General features: G+C 63.9%; 18 protein-coding genes. 4 read left to right on the top strand and 14 right to left on the bottom strand.

Annotated elements, in window-relative coordinates:
- Positions 1-4: 4 nt before the first annotated feature.
- Positions 5-238: a hypothetical protein gene (locus YQ44_RS28865; protein WP_156894784.1), complete on the top strand. Its 234-nt coding sequence runs from the start codon at positions 5-7 to the stop codon at positions 236-238.
- A gap of 114 nt (positions 239-352) precedes the next feature.
- Here YQ44_RS28865 and YQ44_RS10960 read toward each other — a convergent pair whose 3' ends face one another.
- The 10 genes from YQ44_RS10960 to ppc form a co-directional block, all read right to left on the bottom strand.
- Positions 353-1,009 carry a hypothetical protein gene (locus YQ44_RS10960; RefSeq protein ID WP_071323407.1) on the bottom strand — a complete coding sequence of 219 codons (657 nt, stop codon included), beginning with the start codon at positions 1,007-1,009 and terminating at the stop codon, positions 353-355.
- The gene (locus YQ44_RS10955) at positions 1,006-1,374 is read right to left on the bottom strand and encodes a hypothetical protein (RefSeq protein ID WP_071323406.1); all 369 of its coding nucleotides are present in this window, start codon (positions 1,372-1,374) and stop codon (positions 1,006-1,008) included. The genes YQ44_RS10960 and YQ44_RS10955 overlap by 4 nt, the downstream gene beginning before the upstream one ends.
- Positions 1,375-1,448: 74 nt before the next feature.
- Positions 1,449-3,947, bottom strand: coding sequence for a TonB-dependent siderophore receptor (locus YQ44_RS10950; RefSeq protein ID WP_156894783.1), 2,499 nt, complete (start codon positions 3,945-3,947; stop codon positions 1,449-1,451).
- Between the two features lie 93 nt (positions 3,948-4,040).
- Positions 4,041-5,015, bottom strand: coding sequence for a FecR domain-containing protein (locus YQ44_RS10945; protein WP_071323405.1), 975 nt, complete (start codon positions 5,013-5,015; stop codon positions 4,041-4,043).
- Entirely contained in the window at positions 5,012-5,482 is a 471-nt protein-coding gene (locus YQ44_RS10940) for a sigma-70 family RNA polymerase sigma factor (protein ID WP_071326404.1), read from the bottom strand. The genes YQ44_RS10945 and YQ44_RS10940 overlap by 4 nt, the downstream gene beginning before the upstream one ends.
- A gap of 260 nt (positions 5,483-5,742) precedes the next feature.
- Entirely contained in the window at positions 5,743-6,231 is a 489-nt protein-coding gene (locus YQ44_RS10935) for a DUF3617 domain-containing protein (RefSeq protein ID WP_198043913.1), read from the bottom strand.
- A 71-nt stretch (positions 6,232-6,302) separates the two neighbouring features.
- A complete protein-coding gene (locus YQ44_RS10930) occupies positions 6,303-6,482 on the bottom strand; it encodes a hypothetical protein (RefSeq protein ID WP_071323403.1) in 180 nt (59 codons plus the stop codon).
- Between the two features lie 237 nt (positions 6,483-6,719).
- Positions 6,720-8,180: a pyruvate kinase gene (gene pyk, locus YQ44_RS10925; RefSeq protein WP_083411763.1), complete on the bottom strand. Its 1,461-nt coding sequence runs from the start codon at positions 8,178-8,180 to the stop codon at positions 6,720-6,722.
- Positions 8,181-8,267: 87 nt separating this feature from the next.
- The gene (gene gap / locus YQ44_RS10920) at positions 8,268-9,278 is read right to left on the bottom strand and encodes a type I glyceraldehyde-3-phosphate dehydrogenase (protein ID WP_071323402.1); all 1,011 of its coding nucleotides are present in this window, start codon (positions 9,276-9,278) and stop codon (positions 8,268-8,270) included.
- 99 nt (positions 9,279-9,377) lie between these two features.
- Positions 9,378-12,131, bottom strand: coding sequence for a phosphoenolpyruvate carboxylase (gene ppc / locus YQ44_RS10915; RefSeq protein ID WP_198043912.1), 2,754 nt, complete (start codon positions 12,129-12,131; stop codon positions 9,378-9,380).
- Between the two features lie 481 nt (positions 12,132-12,612).
- Here ppc and YQ44_RS10910 point away from each other — a divergent pair, with 481 nt between their 5' ends.
- Positions 12,613-13,068, top strand: a complete 456-nt coding sequence (locus YQ44_RS10910) for an RrF2 family transcriptional regulator (RefSeq protein WP_071323401.1) — start codon at positions 12,613-12,615, stop codon at positions 13,066-13,068.
- Positions 13,069-13,138: 70 nt separating this feature from the next.
- Here YQ44_RS10910 and YQ44_RS10905 read toward each other — a convergent pair whose 3' ends face one another.
- The 4 genes from YQ44_RS10905 to YQ44_RS10890 form a co-directional block, all read right to left on the bottom strand.
- Positions 13,139-14,821, bottom strand: a complete 1,683-nt coding sequence (locus YQ44_RS10905) for a cation acetate symporter (protein ID WP_071323400.1) — start codon at positions 14,819-14,821, stop codon at positions 13,139-13,141.
- Entirely contained in the window at positions 14,818-15,126 is a 309-nt protein-coding gene (locus YQ44_RS10900) for a DUF485 domain-containing protein (protein WP_071323399.1), read from the bottom strand. The genes YQ44_RS10905 and YQ44_RS10900 overlap by 4 nt, the downstream gene beginning before the upstream one ends.
- Before the next feature lie 133 nt (positions 15,127-15,259).
- A complete protein-coding gene (gene hmpA / locus YQ44_RS10895; RefSeq protein WP_071323398.1) occupies positions 15,260-16,441 on the bottom strand; it encodes an NO-inducible flavohemoprotein in 1,182 nt (393 codons plus the stop codon).
- 33 nt (positions 16,442-16,474) lie between these two features.
- A complete protein-coding gene (locus tag YQ44_RS10890) occupies positions 16,475-16,888 on the bottom strand; it encodes a hemerythrin domain-containing protein (RefSeq protein WP_071323397.1) in 414 nt (137 codons plus the stop codon).
- Between the two features lie 260 nt (positions 16,889-17,148).
- On the opposite strand from YQ44_RS10890, the gene YQ44_RS10885 reads away from it, so the two are divergent.
- Both YQ44_RS10885 and YQ44_RS10880 read left to right on the top strand, forming a co-directional pair.
- Complete coding sequence (locus YQ44_RS10885; protein WP_071326401.1) at positions 17,149-18,027, top strand: STAS domain-containing protein; 879 nt, start codon at positions 17,149-17,151, stop codon at positions 18,025-18,027.
- Positions 18,028-18,034: 7 nt separating this feature from the next.
- Positions 18,035-18,397: an STAS domain-containing protein gene (locus YQ44_RS10880; RefSeq protein ID WP_071323396.1), complete on the top strand. Its 363-nt coding sequence runs from the start codon at positions 18,035-18,037 to the stop codon at positions 18,395-18,397.
- The last annotated feature ends 62 nt before the right edge of the window (positions 18,398-18,459 follow it).

The following is an 18,459-nucleotide window of genomic DNA, read 5'->3' as shown; positions in this document are numbered from 1 at the left end:
AAACGTGACGTCGCAAAACATGACGGCGCACCGCGTGCCGGCGCCGCACTTTGAACAAAGCGGCAACACAGCGAAAATGACAACGGTACGAGTCGACCAGGGCAAGGCTCGGTCATCACGCCCGCGCCTGCCGCGCGGGGAAAAGATGCTTTTTCAGATAGAAAAAGCGGAAAGCGTACGAACTCTGGCGCGGATAGCTGGCCACCAGCGTGACGATGATTTTTTTAAAGAGCCATGAGTATAGTTGCTTTACAAAAATATTCATAGGACTTCAGCAATACAGTTATCAAAAATGACAGTGATTGCGGCGCCGATGCGACAACGACGTGTTTATGGCCATCGTATGTCCGCGCTATGCCTGCGGCCAGCGCGCGCGGAGGGCCGCCGATTGCTGGCTGGGCGGGCCAGCCGTCTCGCTGACAGGGATACCGGCCAGTCTACAGCGGCGGCTCAGCTCCTCCTTGATCTGGCACAGCGACCAGCGCTGCGGCACGGGCAAGTCCAGACCCACCACGCGCACCAGCGGGCACTCCGCGAGACCGGTGTGCAGCAGCAGCTCCACGCGCGACAGCGGCGGCGCTGCCCGGTAGACCTGCAGCGCGCCTGCATGGGTGACCACTTCCAGCCGCTGCAGCTGCGCCAGCTCCAGCAGCACGCTTTTATCCCAGCCGGGCAGGCGCCGTGCATGGCGCCGCAGCAGCAGGCCCGCGTCGCCCAGCTCCACATGAAAGAGCAGAGCGCGTCCGGGAAACAGCACCAGGCCCGCGATCCAGGCGGCCAGCGCCAGCGGAGCGAACAACACTGCCTCGCCCGCATATGGCACGTTGCGCCACACGGCTTGCCCGACAAACGCGAGGATCAGGGCGCAGCCGCCCAGCAGCACGCTGCGCGACAGCACGGGACGCATATCCGCCGCCAGCGCCGCCTGGGCCGCCGCATCCTCGGCCGGCGCAAAGCATATCCATTCCGCGCGCGCCGGCTTCAGCCCGGGTCCCGCCTCCCCGCTCAAGCGGCCGGTGCCAGCATGCGGCGGAACCAGGCCAGCTGCTCGCGCGTCAGGTAATTGGCGCCATCGCCATGCAGGATGACGACCTCGATCTCGGCCGGGATCGAGGCCAGCAATTGCGCGCCCGTCACGGGAATGTTGGGGAAGGCGATGCCGGCCAGGAAGGCCGGGTCTTCCGCCACCGTCACGCAGCGGCGCTCGGGATTCGGCGACGGCACGAGGAACAGGTCGATCTGCTCGCTTTGCCCGCCGATGACGACGTGCAGCTGGGCGGCCAGCAGTTCGGGCAGGATCAGCTCGATGTTATTTTCGGCGCGCGATTGCTGGAAAGCGCTTTTCAGGGGCGTCAGGACAGGGGTAGCGGTCATGGAAAAGTGGAAAGATGAGGACGGCGGCAGTGTAGCAGAGGCGCCGCGCGGGGCGCGCTCCGCTAGCACAGCCTTTACATCTTGTAGTTCAGCGAGACCAGCACGCTGCGCGGCGCGCCATAGCGTTCCAGGCCGCCCGACCAGGAATAGCCGAGTCCCTGGTAGTAATGGCGGTCCAGCACATTGTCGACATTCACGCGCAGCTGCAGCTGCTCGCTGAGGCGGTAGCCGGCCGTCAGGCCGACGATGGCGTAGCCGCCCTGCCGCGTCAGGTAGCCGGGGTCGCGGCGGTAGATCTTGTCCTGGGCATACACGGAGGCGCCCAGATTCCATTTCGCCAGGCTGCCGCTCAGCTGCACGTTAGTGTACACCTTGAACAACTGCTTCGGCTCATCGGTGGCGATGCGCTGGCCGATATTCGCCGCCACGCTATCCTTGGTATACCTGGCCAGCACATAGGTGTAGCCGCCCGCGACCTGCCAGCCCGGCAGCGGCGAGCCCGACAATTGCAGATCGATGCCTTCGCTCTTCACCTGCCCGGCCGCGCGGGCGCAGTAAATGGCGCCGCCCGTGGGGCAATTGAGCTCGTCGGCCATGGCGCGGTTGTTCTGCTTGATGCGGAACAAGGCGCCGCTGGCGTTGAGCCTCCCGCCGAAATACTCGCCCTTGACGCCCACTTCCAGGTTGGTGCCGCTCAGCGGCGGCAAGGTATTGCCGCGCACGTCCAGCGAGCTTTGCGGCTCGAAAATCTGCGTACCGCTCGCATACACGGAATGATGCTGATCCACATCGTAGACGAGGCCCGCGTACGGCGTGAACTTGGCGTTTTCCGTCAGGCTGCGGCGCCATGCCGGATTGCTCGCATACCAGCCCGTCACGTCCTGCGCATACCAGCCGAAGCGCCCGCCCAGCACCAGGTGCAGCGGCTCGGCCAGGCTGAAGTTGCCCGCCGCATAGATGCCCTTCTCGTCCGTCTTGCGGCCCCAGTTGTAGGGCTCGAACGCCGTGCCGCGCATGGGAAAGGCGTACGGATTCCAGTTGCGGATGTCGATCACGCGCGTCCCGGCGCCCTCCCAGCTCTGGCCCGCGTCCGAATTATCGTGGCGGTAGCTGGCGCCCACGATGACGTCGTGCTGGCGGCCAAACCAGCTGACGGGACCGCTCAAGCGCCAGTCGGCCACCACTTGCTTCGTGCCGTACTTCCAGCCCGTTTCCGACTGGTTCAATAAATACGTTTCGCCGTCGATGCGGCTATTCGTCGTGTTGCGCGTGCTCGACGAGGCATCGATGTGCGTGATGGCGAAGCGGCTGCGCCAGCCCTGCTCCAGCCGCGTTTCCAGGTCGGCGAAGACGACGTTGTTGTCGCGCTTCTGGAACGAGTCCGCGTTGTTCAGGAACGTCGAGCGGGGCAAGGGCATGTGGCTGCCATCGGCAAACGTCGGCAAGCCGACGAACACGCCATCGGTGCGGCTGTGCTGGCGCGAAAAGCCGAAGCCGGCCGTGGTCGACGGCGTCAGGTCCGCCTCGACGATCGCATACACGGTGCTGTTGCGGTTGTTGACGACGTCGACGAAGCTGTCGCTGTCGCGCCAGCTGGCTGCCACCCTGCCGCGCACGCTGCCCGTGGCATTGAGCGCATTGCTGGCGTCCACCGTCAATTGCCGGTCTTTCCAGCTGCCCAGATGGGCCGAGGCATTCAGCAGGGGCGTGGCCGAGGGACGCTTGCGCACCATGTTGATGCTGCCCGCTGGCGCGCCCGCCCCTTCCATCAGGCCGGTGGCGCCGCGCACCACTTCCACGCGGTCGTACATCAGCATGTCGGCTGACACGTTGCGCTCGTTGAAACCGGTCACATCGAGCGGCAAGCCGTCGACATTGACATGGCTCAAGGCGAAGCCGCGCGCGAAATACGTGGTTTCCTGGTCGGAAACGCCCTGCGACTTGCCATAAATGCCAGGCGTGGCGCGGGCCACGTCCTGCAAGGTGGTCAAGTCAAAATCCTCCATTTGCTGGCTGGAAATGATACTGACCGTTTGCGGCGTGTGGCGCTGCGACAGGGTCAGCCCCGTGGCCGTCGACATATTGCGCGACGTATATAAGCCCGTGCCTTCCGTGGCGCGGTCGGCCTCGGCGCTGACGACGACGGCCGGCATGCTGTCGAGGCCGCCATCGGCCGTGCTGGCATTGATTTTGCGCAACAGGTAATTGCCATTGCCGCCGTCCGTCACTTCCAGGCCGCTGCCTTGCAGCAACTTGCTCAAACCGGCGGTGACGGCATGGCGGCCCTGCAAGCCCGGCGTCGCCAGGCCGTCGAGCGCCACGCCCTGCGTCGACAGGTTGATGCCGGCGGCAATGGCAAACGAGGACAGCGCGCCGCGCAAGCTGCCGGCGGGAATATGGTAGTCGCGCACGCCGGCAGCCTGGCCGGCGTCGGCCGCCAGCGCCATCTGCGGCAAGCTGGCGCCGGCGGCGCCCACGGCGAGGAGCAAGACCAGCGCGGCGCGCACGGCGCCCGTGGTGGGATGGAGCGCGGGCGGCGTCCATGGTGAGAATAAGCGGTGCTGCACAGCCATGTAAAACCCTTTCGATGGTTCGGATGATTCCTTCTCTACCTTGTATGACGAAGCAATCCGGAAAAAGGGACAGGCAAACGGTAAATAACTGCCTCAGGCCGGCTCGACACTGATCCAGTAGCGCGTGCGGCGCGCCATGCGTATCGGCAGCGAATGCTGCAGCAAGGCGAGGATCTTGTCCGGCTCAGTCAGCTGGAAGATGCCGTCGACGGGCATGGCCGCCAGCGCCGGATCGCAGCGGATCACGCCATAACGGTAGCGCGCCACGTGCTCGAGTACTTCGCCCAGCGGCATGCGCTCGGCGATCAGCACGCCCTGCAGCCACGCGCCCGCATGGGGCGCCAGCGGCGTCAGCGGGGAAACGGCCCCATCGTCGAAACTGGCCTGCAACCCCGCATCGACCAGGCGCGCGGCGGCGGACGCCTGCGCTGGCCGGACTTCGACGGCGCCCTGGCTGACGCTCACCTCGGTGCGCGGCGCCAGCAGGCTGCCGCCCTGGCGCACGCTGAAGTGCGTGCCCAGCGCGCGCACGACGCCATTGCTGCTGCGCACGAGGAACGGTCGCGCAGGAAGCGCCCCGTCATGCGCCGTGCCGACGTGGATTTCGCCGGCATGCAGCACGAGCAGCCGCGCCGCCGCGTCGTAGCGCACGTCGATGGCCGTATCCGTGTTGAGCACCAGCTGCGTGCCGTCAGGCAAGTTCATGCGGCGAATCTCGCCGCGCACCGTGCGGATGCCGGCGCGCCACGCCTGCCAGGGCGCCGACTGGCTGGCCAGCCACAGGGTGGGAGCGGCAACGCCCAACGCGGCCAGGCTGCCCAGCAAGGCACGGCGGCGCGGCGACGGCGGCGCCTCGCCCGCCGCCTGGCGCAGCGCGGGCGGCACGCTGGCCAGGGTGTTGCACACCAGCTCGGCCCGCTGCCAGGCCGCTTCGTGGGCCGGGTCGCCGGCGCGCCAGGCCTGGAATGCCCGCTGCTCGTCCGCCGTCAGTGCGCCCGCATGCAGGCGCACCAGCCATTGCGCGGCCGCGCGCGCGGCACGCGGGTCGATGGCGGCGGCGCCGTTCACAGGATCAGCAGGATGCAGCGCTCGAAGGCCTGCACCATGTAACGCTTGATGCTGCGCTCGCTCACGCCCAGGCGCAGGCCGATTTCCGCATAGCCGAGGCCATCGACATGCGCGAGCAAAAAGGCGCTGCGCACCAGCGGCGGCAAGCCGTCGAGCATGGCATCGATGCGTTGCAAGGCTTCACGCACGAGCAGGCGTTCTTCCGGCGACTGCATCAGCAGCTCAGGCTGCTGTGCCAGCGTTTCCAGCCACGCTTGCTCCAGCGACAGGCGGCGGTAATGGTCGATCAGCAGGCGCTGCGCCACGGTGGTCAGGTAGGCGCGCGGCTCGTGCAAGCTTTGCCGGCCTTCTGGCGGCGCCGCCAGCAGGCGCACGAAGGTGTCCTGCGCCAGGTCGGCCGCATGGTCGGCGCATTGCAGCTTGGCGCGCAGCCAGCGCATCAGCCAGCCATGGTGGTTGCTATACATACACGCGATGGTGTCGCTGGAATGCGCAATGTTCACTAGAAACTCCGATGCGCTCAAAGCGAGGCGCTGCCTGGGATGGTGAGCAGCTGCATGACAAGCAGCTCAATTGAGAATAATTCTCATTATCGCAAATCATCGCCTACCGCGTCAATCCTGGCGCCTGCCCAGGCATGGAAACTGTTGTTTCATGCAGCGTGACGCGGGCGCGGCAAGCCGGTTCCACGCGGTCAGCGCGGCGTGCAGCGGGGTCGACGCCGTTCCTAGCGGTGTGTGTACAAGGTCTTCATCACCATGCCGCCACGCATTTTCTTGGCGCCCGGCGCCAGGCCGGCCGGACAAGCGCCCTGGAAGACGCCCTCGAGCTCCAGGTGTTGCACCTCGGTCTTGCCGTTCAGTTCCATGGTGGTGTCGCTGCTCAGCGTGTAGGCCTTGGCAAGGTCGCCCTTGAAATGGCCTGCCAGCATGGCGCCGGGGCAGCTGGACTGGAAGACATAGCTGTCGCCATCGCGGGCTTGCGAGGCTATCGTGCATTCCTGCTCGAAGTCGCTCCACAAGTCATCGTCGATCAGGCGGTCGCGGTCCTGGTCGACGCAGATTTCCCAGGAAAAAGGCGACGTCGTTGGCGTCACCTTCCACAAGCCCGTGGCGCGCTGCAGGCGCTGTGCCGGCTCCGCCGCCCAAGCGGCCGTGGCGAGACACCAGGGCAAGATACTCATCATTAACAAGGTCGCGCTGCGTTGCATAAGCATGTCTCTCTGCTAAAAGGCGAAAATATAGCAAAGGACAGCGCGCCCAGCCCGCACGTTTAACGGTGCATGCGTCAGGCCGGCTTGAGCGGATCGGGCCTTGCGGCCAGCACGAAGGGAATGGCCAACGGACCCAGCAGGACCACCAGGGCGGCCCGCACGGCAGTTGTCCGGACGCGGCGGCGTTTGGCGATGAAGAGGCAGGCAAAGGCCGACAGCGACCAGATCAAGACAGGCAGGTATGCGGTCATCATGGACTCCGGAAACGCCTTACACGGCAGGAAATGCATGCTGGCACGGAAATGGCGATACCGCAATGGGCGGATTGCCATCCGCCCGACAGCTTGCCGTGGAAGGCGGAATTTTCAGGAATTCTTAAGCTTGCGGCGCATACTCCGCCACGCCTGCTGCGGCGCCGAGCCGGCCTGCGGCTAGTGATGGCGCCAATCGGGTGACGGCAGGCTTGCCGCGCGCCACCCTGCAATCGATGATCAGTGCTGGCCGATCTTCATGATTTTCAGCGCATTCGTGCCGCCGACCTTGCCCATCGGCTCGCCCCAGGTCAGCACGACGGTGTCGCCCTTGGCCACGACTTTATGTTCCAGCAGCAATTCTTCCGCCTGTTGCAAGACCTTGTCGCGATCCGTACCCGACGTCAGCTCCAGCGTGCTGACGTTACGGTACAGGGCCAGCTTGCGGCGCGTGCCCACGCTCGGCGTCAGGGCGACGATGGGGATGTCGATGTTGCAACGGCTCATCCACAAGGCCGTGGAACCCGATTCCGTCAGGGTGGCGATGGCTTTGACGCGCAGGTGGTGGGCCGTAAACAGCGCGCCATAGGCGATCGACTGGTCGATGCGCGAGAACGTGGCGTTGAGGAAGTCGGCGTCGAGCTTGCAGGTATCCCACTTTTCCGCATCCAGGCAGATGGCGGCCATGGCTTCCACCGTTTCGATCGGATAGCGGCCCGACGCCGTTTCCGCCGACGTCATCACGGCGTCCGTGCCATCGAGCACGGCATTGGCCACGTCCGACACTTCCGCGCGCGTCGGCACGGCGTTGACGATCATCGATTCCATCATCTGCGTGGCCGTGATCGCCAATTTGTTCGACGCGCGCGCCATCTTGATCATGCGCTTTTGCAGGGCCGGCACGGCCGCGTTGCCCACTTCCACGGCCAGGTCGCCACGGGCCACCATGATGCCGTCGGACGCATCGAGAATCTCTTGCAGGGCGGGAATCGCTTCCGCGCGCTCGATCTTGGCGATCATCATCGGCTTGTGGTCCCACGCTTCGCCGGCGATATTGGCCAGCTGGCGCGCCATCACCATGTCGGTGGCGTTTTTCGGGAACGACACGGCCACGTAGTCGGCCTGGAAGCTCATCGCCGTTTTCACGTCTTCCATGTCCTTCGCCGTCAGGGCCGGCGCCGACAAGCCGCCGCCCTGGCGGTTGATGCCCTTGTTGTTCGACAATTCGCCGCCGATTTTCACGGTGGTATGGATTTCGCTGCCGACGACCTTGTCCACCGTCAAGACGATGAGGCCATCGTTGAGCAGCAGTACATCGGCGGCGCGCAAGTCGCGCGGCAATTCCTTGTAGTCGAGGCCGCAACGCTCGATGTTGCCCAGCTCGCCCTTCTCGCCCCATTTCGCATCGAGGATGAAGGTGGCGCCGTTTTCCAGGAAAATCTTGCCTTCTTCAAACTTGCCGACGCGAATCTTTGGCCCTTGCAAGTCGGCCATGATGGCCACTTCGCGGCCGCACAGGGCTGCCGCTTCGCGCACCATGCGGGCGCGGTCGATATGGTCTTGCGCCTTGCCATGCGAGAAGTTCAGGCGCACGACGTCGACGCCGGCCTTGAACATGCGGACCAGGGTATCGATATCGTTCGAAGCGGGGCCGATGGTGGAAACGATCTTGGTGGCGCGTTGCTGTACTTGCATGGTCATGGTGTGCTGCTTTCTATAATAAGTTGCTACAAGGGCCAGCCTTGTGGGCCGGCCGTCCTGGTGCGCTGGATCAGCGGTGAAACCTTGTTACTTGGCCGCCATCAGGGCGACCGTGGTGTCGAGCATGCGGTTCGAGAAGCCCCACTCGTTGTCGTACCACGACGACACCTTCACGAGGCGGCCCGACACCTTGGTCAGGGTCGAATCGAAATTCGACGAGGCGGGGTTGTGGTTGAAGTCGATGGATACCAGCGGCTCCGTCTGGTACGTCAAAATGCCTTTCAACGCGCCTTCCGAGGCCGTTTTCAGCAAGGCGTTGACTTCCTCGACGCTAGTGTCGCGCCTGGCGATGAAGGACAGGTCGACCAGCGACACGTTGATCGTCGGCACGCGCACGGCAAAACCGTCGAGCTTGCCATTGAGTTCCGGCAAGACCAGGCCCACGGCCGCTGCCGCACCCGTCTTGGTGGGGATCATCGAATGCGTGGCCGAACGGGCGCGGCGCAAGTCTTCATGCATCACGTCGCTCAATACCTGGTCGTTCGTGTAGGCGTGCACGGTGGTCATCAGGCCCGATTCGATGCCGATGGCGTCGTTGAGCGGTTTTACTAGTGGCGCCAGGCAATTTGTCGTGCACGAGGCATTCGAAATGACCGTATCCGTGGCTTTCAGTACATGCTGGTTGACGCCAAACACGATGGTGGCGTCCACATCCTTGCCGCCCGGCGCGGAAATGATGACTTTCTTTGCCCCGCCCTTTAAATGCGCCGCAGCTTTTTCCTTGGTCGTGAAGAAACCCGTGCATTCGAGCACGACATCGACGCCGAGCTCGCCCCACGGTATCAAGGCCGGGTCGCGCTGCGCGAAGACGCGGATGCGGTCGCCATTGACGACCATGTTCTCGCCATCGATGGTGACGACGCCGGGAAACTTGCCGTGCACCGTATCGTAGCGCGTCAGATGCGCATTCGACTTGGCGTCGCCCAGGTCATTGATGGCGACGATTTCGATATCCTGCTGCTTGCCGCCTTCGTAAAATGCGCGCAAGACATTGCGGCCGATGCGGCCATAGCCATTGATGGCAACTTTGATGGTCATGCTGTCTCCTTGTTGTTTTACTTAAAAGCAACCCAGGTGCAAAATCCGGGGGCAGACCTTGAGCTCCGACCCCAGCATTTGTTGTTGGGTTAAAAAGAATCAACCACTATTTCTTAAGCCAGCCGCGATGCCGTTGATCGACAAATGAATCCCCGTGCGCGCCGCCGCATCCTGCTTGCCCTCGCGGAAACGCTGCAGCAGCTCCACCTGCACGTGGTTCAGCGGGTCGATATACGGGAAGCGGTTGCGTATCGAGCGCTGCATCAGCGGATTGGCTTGCTGCAATTCTTCCTGGCCCGTGATCAGCTTCAGGGCGTCCAGGGTGGCCGCGTATTCGGCGCGAATGCGCGTGAAGATGGCGTCGCGCAAGGCCTTGTCCTTGACCAGTTCCGCATACTTGCCGGCAATGGCGATATCGCTCTTGGCCAGCACCATGTCCATGTTCGACAGCAGGGATGTGAAGAAAGGCCAGTCCGTGTACATGCCGCGCAGCACGTCCGCGCCATCGGCCGGATGGGCGGCCAGATAGGCTTGCACGGCGGAACCGAAACCGAACCAGCCCGGCAGCATCAGGCGGCATTGCGCCCAGCTCAGCACCCAGGGAATGGCGCGCAAATCCTCGATGGACGTGGATTTCTTGCGCGAGGCGGGACGGCTGCCGATGTTCAGCGCGGCAATTTCCGCGATCACGGTCGATTCCCAGAAATACTGCTCGAAGCCTTCGGTGCCATAGACGAGGTCGCGGTAGGCGTTCAGGGCCGTGCCGGACAGCTCGTCCATCGCGGCCAGATGGCCCGCGCCGGCCGAGGCCTTCGGCTGCAGCTGGGCCTGCGGCAGCAGGGTGGACTGGATGGTGGCGGCCACCAGCACTTCCAGGTTGCGGCGCCCCACTTCCGGGTTCGCATACTTGGCCGTGATGACTTCGCCCTGCTCCGTCAGACGGATCTGCCCCTGCACGGCGCCGGCCGGCTGGGCCAGGATGGCTTCGTAGCTGGGGCCGCCGCCACGGCCGACGGAACCGCCGCGGCCGTGGAACAGTCGCAGCTTGATCTGGTATTGCCTGAACACCGACACCAGCTCGATCTCGGCCTTGTAGAGCTCCCAGCCCGACGTCAGGAAGCCGCCGTCCTTGTTGCTGTCCGAATAGCCGAGCATGACTTCCTGCTGGTCCGCGCGCGACGCCAGCAAGCCACGGTAGAACGGCAAGCCGAACGCGCGCGCCATGATGGCGGGGCCGGCGCGCAAGTCGTCGATGGTTTCGAACAGGGGGATGATGTTGACGTCCACTTCCCGGCTGTCCTGGCGCAGCAAGCCCACTTCCTTGAGCAGCAAGGCCACTTCCAGCAAGTCCGAGACGCTGGCCGCCTTCGAGATGATGCAGTTCGGCACCGATTCGCGGCCGTACTTGGCGTGCGCCTCGCGCACGGCGCGGAAGATGTCGAGCTCGGAGGTGGTTTCCTCCGAGTATTGCGCATATGGCGACGTCAACAGGCGCGGCGACTCCAGCTCGGCCAGCAGCAAGGCGATGCGCTGCTCTTCATCGAGGTCGAGGTAGACGAGGCCCGGCTGGGCGCCGGCAAACAGTTCGCCCACGACGCGCTCGTGCACGTCGGAATTCTGGCGCAAGTCCAGCGGCGCCAGCGAAAAACCGAATACCTTCACGGCGCGGCGCAGCTGGCGCAGGCGGCCACGCGCCAGCGAACGCAAGCCATTGCTGACCAGCGAATGCTGGACCACGTCCAGGTCGGCCAGCAGCTCGGCAGCGGAAGCGTAAGGCTGCACGCCGTCCGCCTGCCTGCCCTTGCTGCACAGCACGTAACGCGTGGCGTCCAGGCGCGCATGGATGCCATGCAGGGCGCGGCGGTATGGCTCGTCGACACGGTGCGGCGAAGCATCGGCCGAGCGCTCGGCCAGCGCGCGCAGCGGCTCGCTGCAGGCATTGAGTATTTGCGCCAGCGACAGCTGCGAAGCGAGCTTGCGCAATTCGCCGAGGTAGAAATCGAGGACCTTGTCGGCCTGCGTCTGCAGGGTGCTGCGCAGGATATCGGCCGTCACAAAGGGGTTGCCGTCGCGGTCGCCACCGATCCAGCTGCCCACTTTCATAAAATTGGGCAATTCCACATCTTCCCAGCGCGCATCGCGCTGGGCCAGCATGGTTTCCAGGGAGGAATACAACTTCGGCAATTCGCGCAGGATCGTGTGATCGTAGAACGACAGGCCATTGGCCACCTCATCCATCACGGACAGCTTGCTCGTGCGCAACAGCCGCGTCTGCCACAGGGTGACGATGCCGCGTCCCAGCGCTTCCTCATTCTGTTCCGCTTCTTCCGGCGTCATCTGCACGCGGTCGCGTTCGTTCAACAGCCTCGCGATGGCCATCTGGCAATTCTGGATGCTCTTGCGCTGCACTTCCGTCGGGTGCGCCGTAAACACGGGGCTGACAAACGCATCTTCAAAGAAGGTTTCCAGCGCATCGGCCTGGCCCGCGTCGAGCACATTGCCCACGGCGTGGCTGAGGCTACCCTGGCGCGGCGGCGAGCCGGCGATCAGATGGGCGCGCGTGCGGCGGATGTGGTGTTGATCTTCCGCAATATTGGCCAGCAGCGAGAAATAGCTGAAGGCGCGCGTCAATTGCGTGGTTTCTTCCTGCGACAGCGCTTGCAGCGCGGCCGACAGCTGCACGCGGGCGGTTTCGTCATTGTCGCGGCGGAAACGGATGGCCAGCTGGCGCACGTGCTCGATGCGGTCAAAGGCAGGGTCGCCCAGGTGATTGCGGATGGCGTCGCCCAGCAGACGGCCCAGCTGGCGGATATCGCTGCTCAGCAGCTCGTCTTTCACTTCATTCATTTGCATGGTATTCATTCCTGGGGCGGCCACGGCGGCACCGCACAGATTGCGTAGTACGCGCTTCCCGGCCCGGGAAACGCCCATCGTCCAATTTGTAGTAAATTTACCTTATTGTTTCACCATCCTCTTGATTTTCATCCATAAAATCCGTACTCAAAGGGCTTTAAAGGGCGTGCAAGCTGTTTGCCGTGGCAACAATATGAAAATTTACTACGCATTTGAACGAAAGGCAAACAACTTTTGTCTTTCGCGGCTGAAATGTAACGCTGACACGCACAGGCTGGCGGCCGTCGCGAAGCGCTTTTGCTGTATGCTGGCGGCTTGAAACAAGGATGTATTCCACATCTTTACTACACACCTGCCAAAAACGTAGCGAGCGGCTGTGAGTTGCGACCGAGAAGCGGAGCTGTGCGCATGCGCAGTGCGCGCCGGAGGCCGCAAATCGCGACGCGCAATCGCTTTGTCAGGTGTTTTACTCCTCCGCCCCATGCGACTGACTGCCTATACTGATTACACCCTGCGCACCCTGATGTACCTGGGCACGCACCGCGACCGGCTCGTGACCATCCAGGACATCGCCGACCTGCACGCCATCTCGAAGAATCACCTGATGAAGGTGGTGCACCAGCTGGGCCTGTCGGGCATCGTGGAAACCGTGCGCGGGAGAAATGGCGGCCTGCGCCTGGCGCGCGACCCGGCCGAGATCAATATCGGCACCGTGGTGCGCGAGACGGAAAGCGATTTCTTCATGGCCGAGTGCTTCAACAAGGACAGCAACACGTGCCCGCTGACGCCGGATTGCCAGTTGAAGGCCAAGCTGGGCCAGGCCACGGGTGCCTTCCTGGCCGTGCTCGACAGCGTGACCCTGGCGTCGATACTCGAGGGAACGCAGAATGCGCCGCTGCCGGCACCGGGCGTGATCCCGCTGCACCTGGCAAGGTAAGCAAGGCCTGCGCCAAAAACCACAATGCCCGGCGAACCGGGCATTGTTTCCTTCAGCGGCTACTTATAACTCAATGCGCGCTGGCGCCCGCCGCGCCGATGCCCGTTTCCGAACGCATCTGCTGCGCTTCGTAGCCGGCACGGTCGATGCGCGCGCGCGGGCTCTTGTCAAGCACGGAGAACAGCCAGATGCCGACAAAGCCGGCCGTCATCGAAAAGATGGCGGGCGAGGCGTACGGGAACAGCGCTTCGCCATGGCCGAGCACGTCGACCCACACGGATTTCGACACCACCGTCAAGCCGACGGCCGTGATCAGGCCAATGAAACCGCCGATGGTGGCGCCGCGCGTGGTGCAATCCTTCCACAGCACCGACATGAACAGCACGGGGAAGTTGGCCGAGGCGGCGATGGCGAAGGCCAGCGACACCATGAAGGCGATGTTCTGCTTTTCAAAGACGATGCCGAGCACCACGGCAATGATGCCCAGCACGATGGTGGTCACGCGCGACACTTTCAGCTCGCTGGCCCCCGTCGCCTTGCCCTTCTTGAAGACGGTGGCGTACAGGTCGTGCGACACGGCCGAGGCGCCCGACAGGGTCAGGCCCGCCACGACGGCCAGGATGGTGGCGAAGGCAACGGCCGACATGAAGCCGAGGAAGACGTCGCCGCCGACGGCCTTGGCCAGGTGCACGGCCGCCATGTTATTGCCACCCAACAATTTACCGGCAGCATCCTTGAACTCGGGATTCGTGCTCACCAGCACGATGGCGCCAAAGCCGATGATGAAGGTCAGCACGTAGAAATACGCGATCCAGGTGGTGGCCCAGAACACGGACTTGCGCGCTTCCTTGGCATTCGGCACCGTGAAGAAACGCATCAGGATATGCGGCAGGCCGGCCGTGCCGAACATCAGCGCCATGCCGAACGAAATGGCCGAGATGGGGTCCTTGATGAAACTGCCAGGACCCATGATGGCTTCCTTGGTGGCGTGCACTTCCACGGACTTGGCGAACAGCGCTTCCGGGCTGAAGTTGAATTGCGCCAGCACGGCGATGGCCATGAAGCTGGCGCCGCCCAGCAGCATCACCGCCTTGATGATTTGCACCCAGGTGGTGGCCGTCATGCCGCCAAACAGCACATAGATCATCATCAGGGTACCGACCAGCACGACGGCGATCCAGTATTCGAGGCCGAACAGCAGCTTGATCAGCTGGCCCGCGCCCACCATCTGCGCGATCAGGTAGAACGCCACGACCACCAGGGTGCCGGAGGCGGAAAAGATGCGGATCGGCGCCTGCTTGAAGCGGTAGGCTGCCACGTCGGCAAAGGTGAAGCGGCCGAGGTTGCGCAGGCGCTCGGCCATCAGGAAGGTGATGACGGGCCAGCCGACGAGGAAGCCGATGGCGTAGATCAGGCCATCGTAGCCGTTGAGGAAGACGGCGGCGGAAATGCCGAGGAAGGACGCGGCCGACATGAAGTCGCCGGCGATCGCCAGGCCATTCTGGAAGCCCGTGATGCCGCCGCCTGCCGTGTAGAAGTCGGACGCCGACTTGGTCTTGGCCGCCGCCCACTTGGTGACGAACAGGGTGAAGACGACGAAGACGGCGAACATGATGATGGCCGTCCAGTTGGTGGGTTGCTGCTGGGCCTGGCCCAGGTCGGCGCCGGCCGCCAGCACGGCATTGCTTGCACCCAGCAGGGCTGGCGCCGCCAGCCAGGAGAGCGTGCGCCGCGTCAAGGTCGCGCCGCTCATGCCTGCACCCGCGCCTGGATGGCCTGGGTCAGGTCGTCGTACTGCTTGTTGGCGCGGCGCACATAGACGCCCGTGATCACCACGGTAAACACGATGACGAACAGGCCGATCGGCATGCCCCACGTCATCACGCCTTCGCCCGTCTTCGAGGCGAGAAACTCCTTGTTGAACGCGATGAGCAGGATGTAGCCGTAGTACACCACCATCATCAGGGCCGTCAGCGTCCAGCCGAAGCGGGAACGCACCTTGACCAGTTGATGATAGGCGGGGTCGCCCTTGATTTTCTGAACCAGATCGTCGTGCATGGTGTTGCCTCCTGTTATGTAAAAGCATGCTCTTTTCTTCGAGCTTGTTTTCACAGTACAGGGCGAGGCTTACCCGCCCCTTACGGCGCGGCTATTTCTCGTCCAGCCACAACGACGCCTGCACGACGCTGCTTCAGTTCAGCGCGCTCGCCGGTCCGAAGAATTCATGATGCGTCTGCTTTTCGGGCACGCCCAGGTCGCGCAGATAGCCTTTCACGGCGCGCATGAAGGGCTGCGGACCGAGGAAATACGCGTCGACGTCGCGCGATGTCGGCAGCCAGCGCTCCAGCTGGGCTTTATCGAGCAGGCCGATGGCGTCCGGCGCCGCCTGCTCGCCGCCGTGCTCCGCATAGCAATAGAAACGCTTGAGCTGCGGATGCTGCGCGGCCAGTGCGTCGACCTGCGCGCGGAACGCGTGCACGCCATGGTGGCGCGCCGCGTGGATGAAATGCACGGGACGCTTGCCGCGCAGGGCCGACGCCAGCATGGCCAGGGTCGGCGTGATGCCCACGCCGCCGCTGATCAAGACCAGCGGCTTGTCGCCATCGGCCAGCACGAAGTCGCCCGATGGCGGCGTCAGCTGCACCATGCCGCCCGCCTGTACCTGGTCGTGGAAGTAAGTCGACACCTTGCCGCCCTGCTCGCGCTTGACGCTGATGCGGTAAGTCTGGCCATTGCTGGCGGCCGACAGCGAATACTGGCGGCGCATGGGCACGCCGTCGACCGTCGCCACGACGCCGATATACTGGCCTGGCGCAAAGTCGAGCACGGGCTGGCCATCGGCGGGCGCCAGCAGGAAGGAGGTGATCTCGTCGCTTTCCACGACCTTGGCTTGCACGAGAAAATCGCGCGCGCCGCGCCAGCCGCCGGGCGCGGCCGCCTGCGCCTTGTAGATGCGGCCCTCCTCGCCGGCCAGGATGTCGGCCAGCTGGCCGTAGGCCGCGCCCCAGGCGTCGATGACGGCGTCGCTGGCCACTTCCGCGCCCAGCACTTCGCGGATGGCTTGCAGCAGGCTGGCACCCACCAGCGGATAGTGCTCGGCGCGGATTTGCAGGGCCACGTGCTTGTTGACGATGGTCGAGACGAGGTCGCCCAGCGCCTCGAGCTGGTCGATATGTTTGGCATACATCAGCACGCCATTGGCCAGTGCGCGCTGCTGGTCGCCGCTGTGCTGGTGCGCCTGGTTAAAGTACGGCAGCACTTCCGGATGGTCGCGGAACAGGTTCTTGTAAAAATGGCGGGTCAGCGTTTCGCCGCCCTGCTCGAGGATGGGGACGGTGGCGGTGATGATGGCGCGTTGTTCTTGGGTCAGCATGTAAAACTCCTGTATGAGGTAAAAAATAATCGCTTAGGCCAGCGCTTCGACGGCGGGATACAACTCGCTGTCTTCGCGGCGCATGCGCTGGTACAGCGCGTGCAGCACGGTGTTGGCTTCGCGGCGGAAAGCGTCCGGCTCGGCTTCGAGGCGCACGGGGGTATTCCAGCGGCTGGCAAACGCCAGGTAGGCGCCGGCAATGCCGTCCATCTCGCTTTCATACCGGCGTCCCAGCTGCGCCACCTTGGCCACGCCGCTCGCTTGCGCGGCCGGATACAGGTAGCGCTGCTCGACGGCCAGGTGCAGCTTGATCAAGCCGCTCATGGCGACGATCTGGCCGGCGATCGCCCTGGCCTGCACGGCGACGCCGCCGCGCGCCAGCCGGCGCAAGTCATCGATGGCGGCCAGGATGGCCAGGTGCTGCTGTTTGAACTTGTCGATATTCATGGCGTTCTTCTCTGGTTGAGTGCAGCCAGTGTAGCGGAATTCCCTTAAACATGCAAATCACATACATCTTTAAGGCACTCCCTTCACGTCCAAAGTTTCCGACAAGAATATTGATTGACATGCGCCACTATGTGCGCCAAAGAACATAACAATATGGCCATGTCTGCCTATAATTTACTATCGGCAAACCGGATCTCGCCGCCGCCGCGCAGCGCGCATGGCAGGCAGTCCGGCGCCCTCCACTCCAGCCAAGGATGAGCATGAAAAACAAGACGGGCATGAGCCAGGCGCAGCAGCTGGCCGCCATCATCAGCGAACACCACACGGAACTGCTGGACGGCTGGATGGCCGACCTGATCGCCCGCCTGGTGCGGCGCGACAAGATCGCGGAAAACGAGCTGCGCCAGCAGGCGGCGCAATTCCTGCCGCTGCTGGTGCGCGCGCTGGAAGGCAGCGATTCCTTCGATATCGAAGGCGGCGCCTGGGACGACACGCGCCAGCTGCTCAGCGAAATGTCGCAATCGCGCGTGCGCCAGGGCTATTCGCCGATCGACACGGCCAGCTTCGTGTTTTCCCTCAAGGAACCGCTATTTACCTACCTGCGCAAGGAACTCGCCGAGCAGCCGCAGACGCTGGGCGACGCCATCATCGGCACCAGCAAGCTGTTCGACGAACTGGGCCTGCTGACCATCGCCACCTATCAAAAGGCGCGCGAACAGGTGATCTTGCGCCAGCAGCAGGAATTGCTGGAACTGTCGACGCCGGTAGTGCAACTGTGGCAAAACGTGCTGGCCCTGCCCCTGATCGGCACCCTGGACAGCGCCCGCACGCAGGTGGTGATGGAAAGCCTGCTGCAAAAGATCGTCGACACGGGCGCCCTGATCGCCATCATCGACATCACGGGCGTGCCCACGGTCGACACCCTGGTGGCGCAGCACTTGCTCAAAACCATCGCCGCGGCGCGCCTGATGGGCGCCGACTGCATCATCAGCGGCATCCGTCCGCAGATCGCGCAAACCATCGTGCACCTGGGCGTGAACCTGGAAGACGTGATCACCAAGGCTACCCTGGCCGACGCCTTTGTCGTGGCCCTGAAGCGTACGGGCTCCACCATCACCTACCAGCAGCAGCAACACTGAGGCGTCCATGGAGAGAATCCCCATTTTACGCATGGGCCGGCTGCTGCTGGTGACGATCCAGGTGGACATGCATGACCGCCTGGCGATGACCCTGCAGGACGACCTGACCACGCGCATCGTCAAGGAACGCGCCACGGGCGTGCTGATCGACATTTCCGCGCTCGACATCGTCGATTCCTTCATCGGCCGCATGATCAGCAACACGGCGGCCATGGCGAAGATCCTCGACGCGCGCACGGTGGTGGTGGGCATGCAGCCAGCCGTCGCCATCACGCTGGTCGAGCTGGGACTGGCGCTGGAAGGCGTGAGCACGGCGCTGAACGTGGAGCTGGGCATCAAGCTGCTGGAACGGGGCAGCCTGTGGGACTAAGCCCCGCCTGGCCAGCATCGCCCAGCTGGGCGCCATCCGCGCCGGCAACGGCGCAGGAAGCG

Source organism: Janthinobacterium sp. 1_2014MBL_MicDiv, from assembly GCF_001865675.1.
Classification (GTDB): Bacteria; Pseudomonadota; Gammaproteobacteria; order Burkholderiales; family Burkholderiaceae_D; genus Janthinobacterium.
Note: the sequence above shows the minus strand (reverse complement) of the source record. Positions and strands in the feature narration are given on the sequence as shown.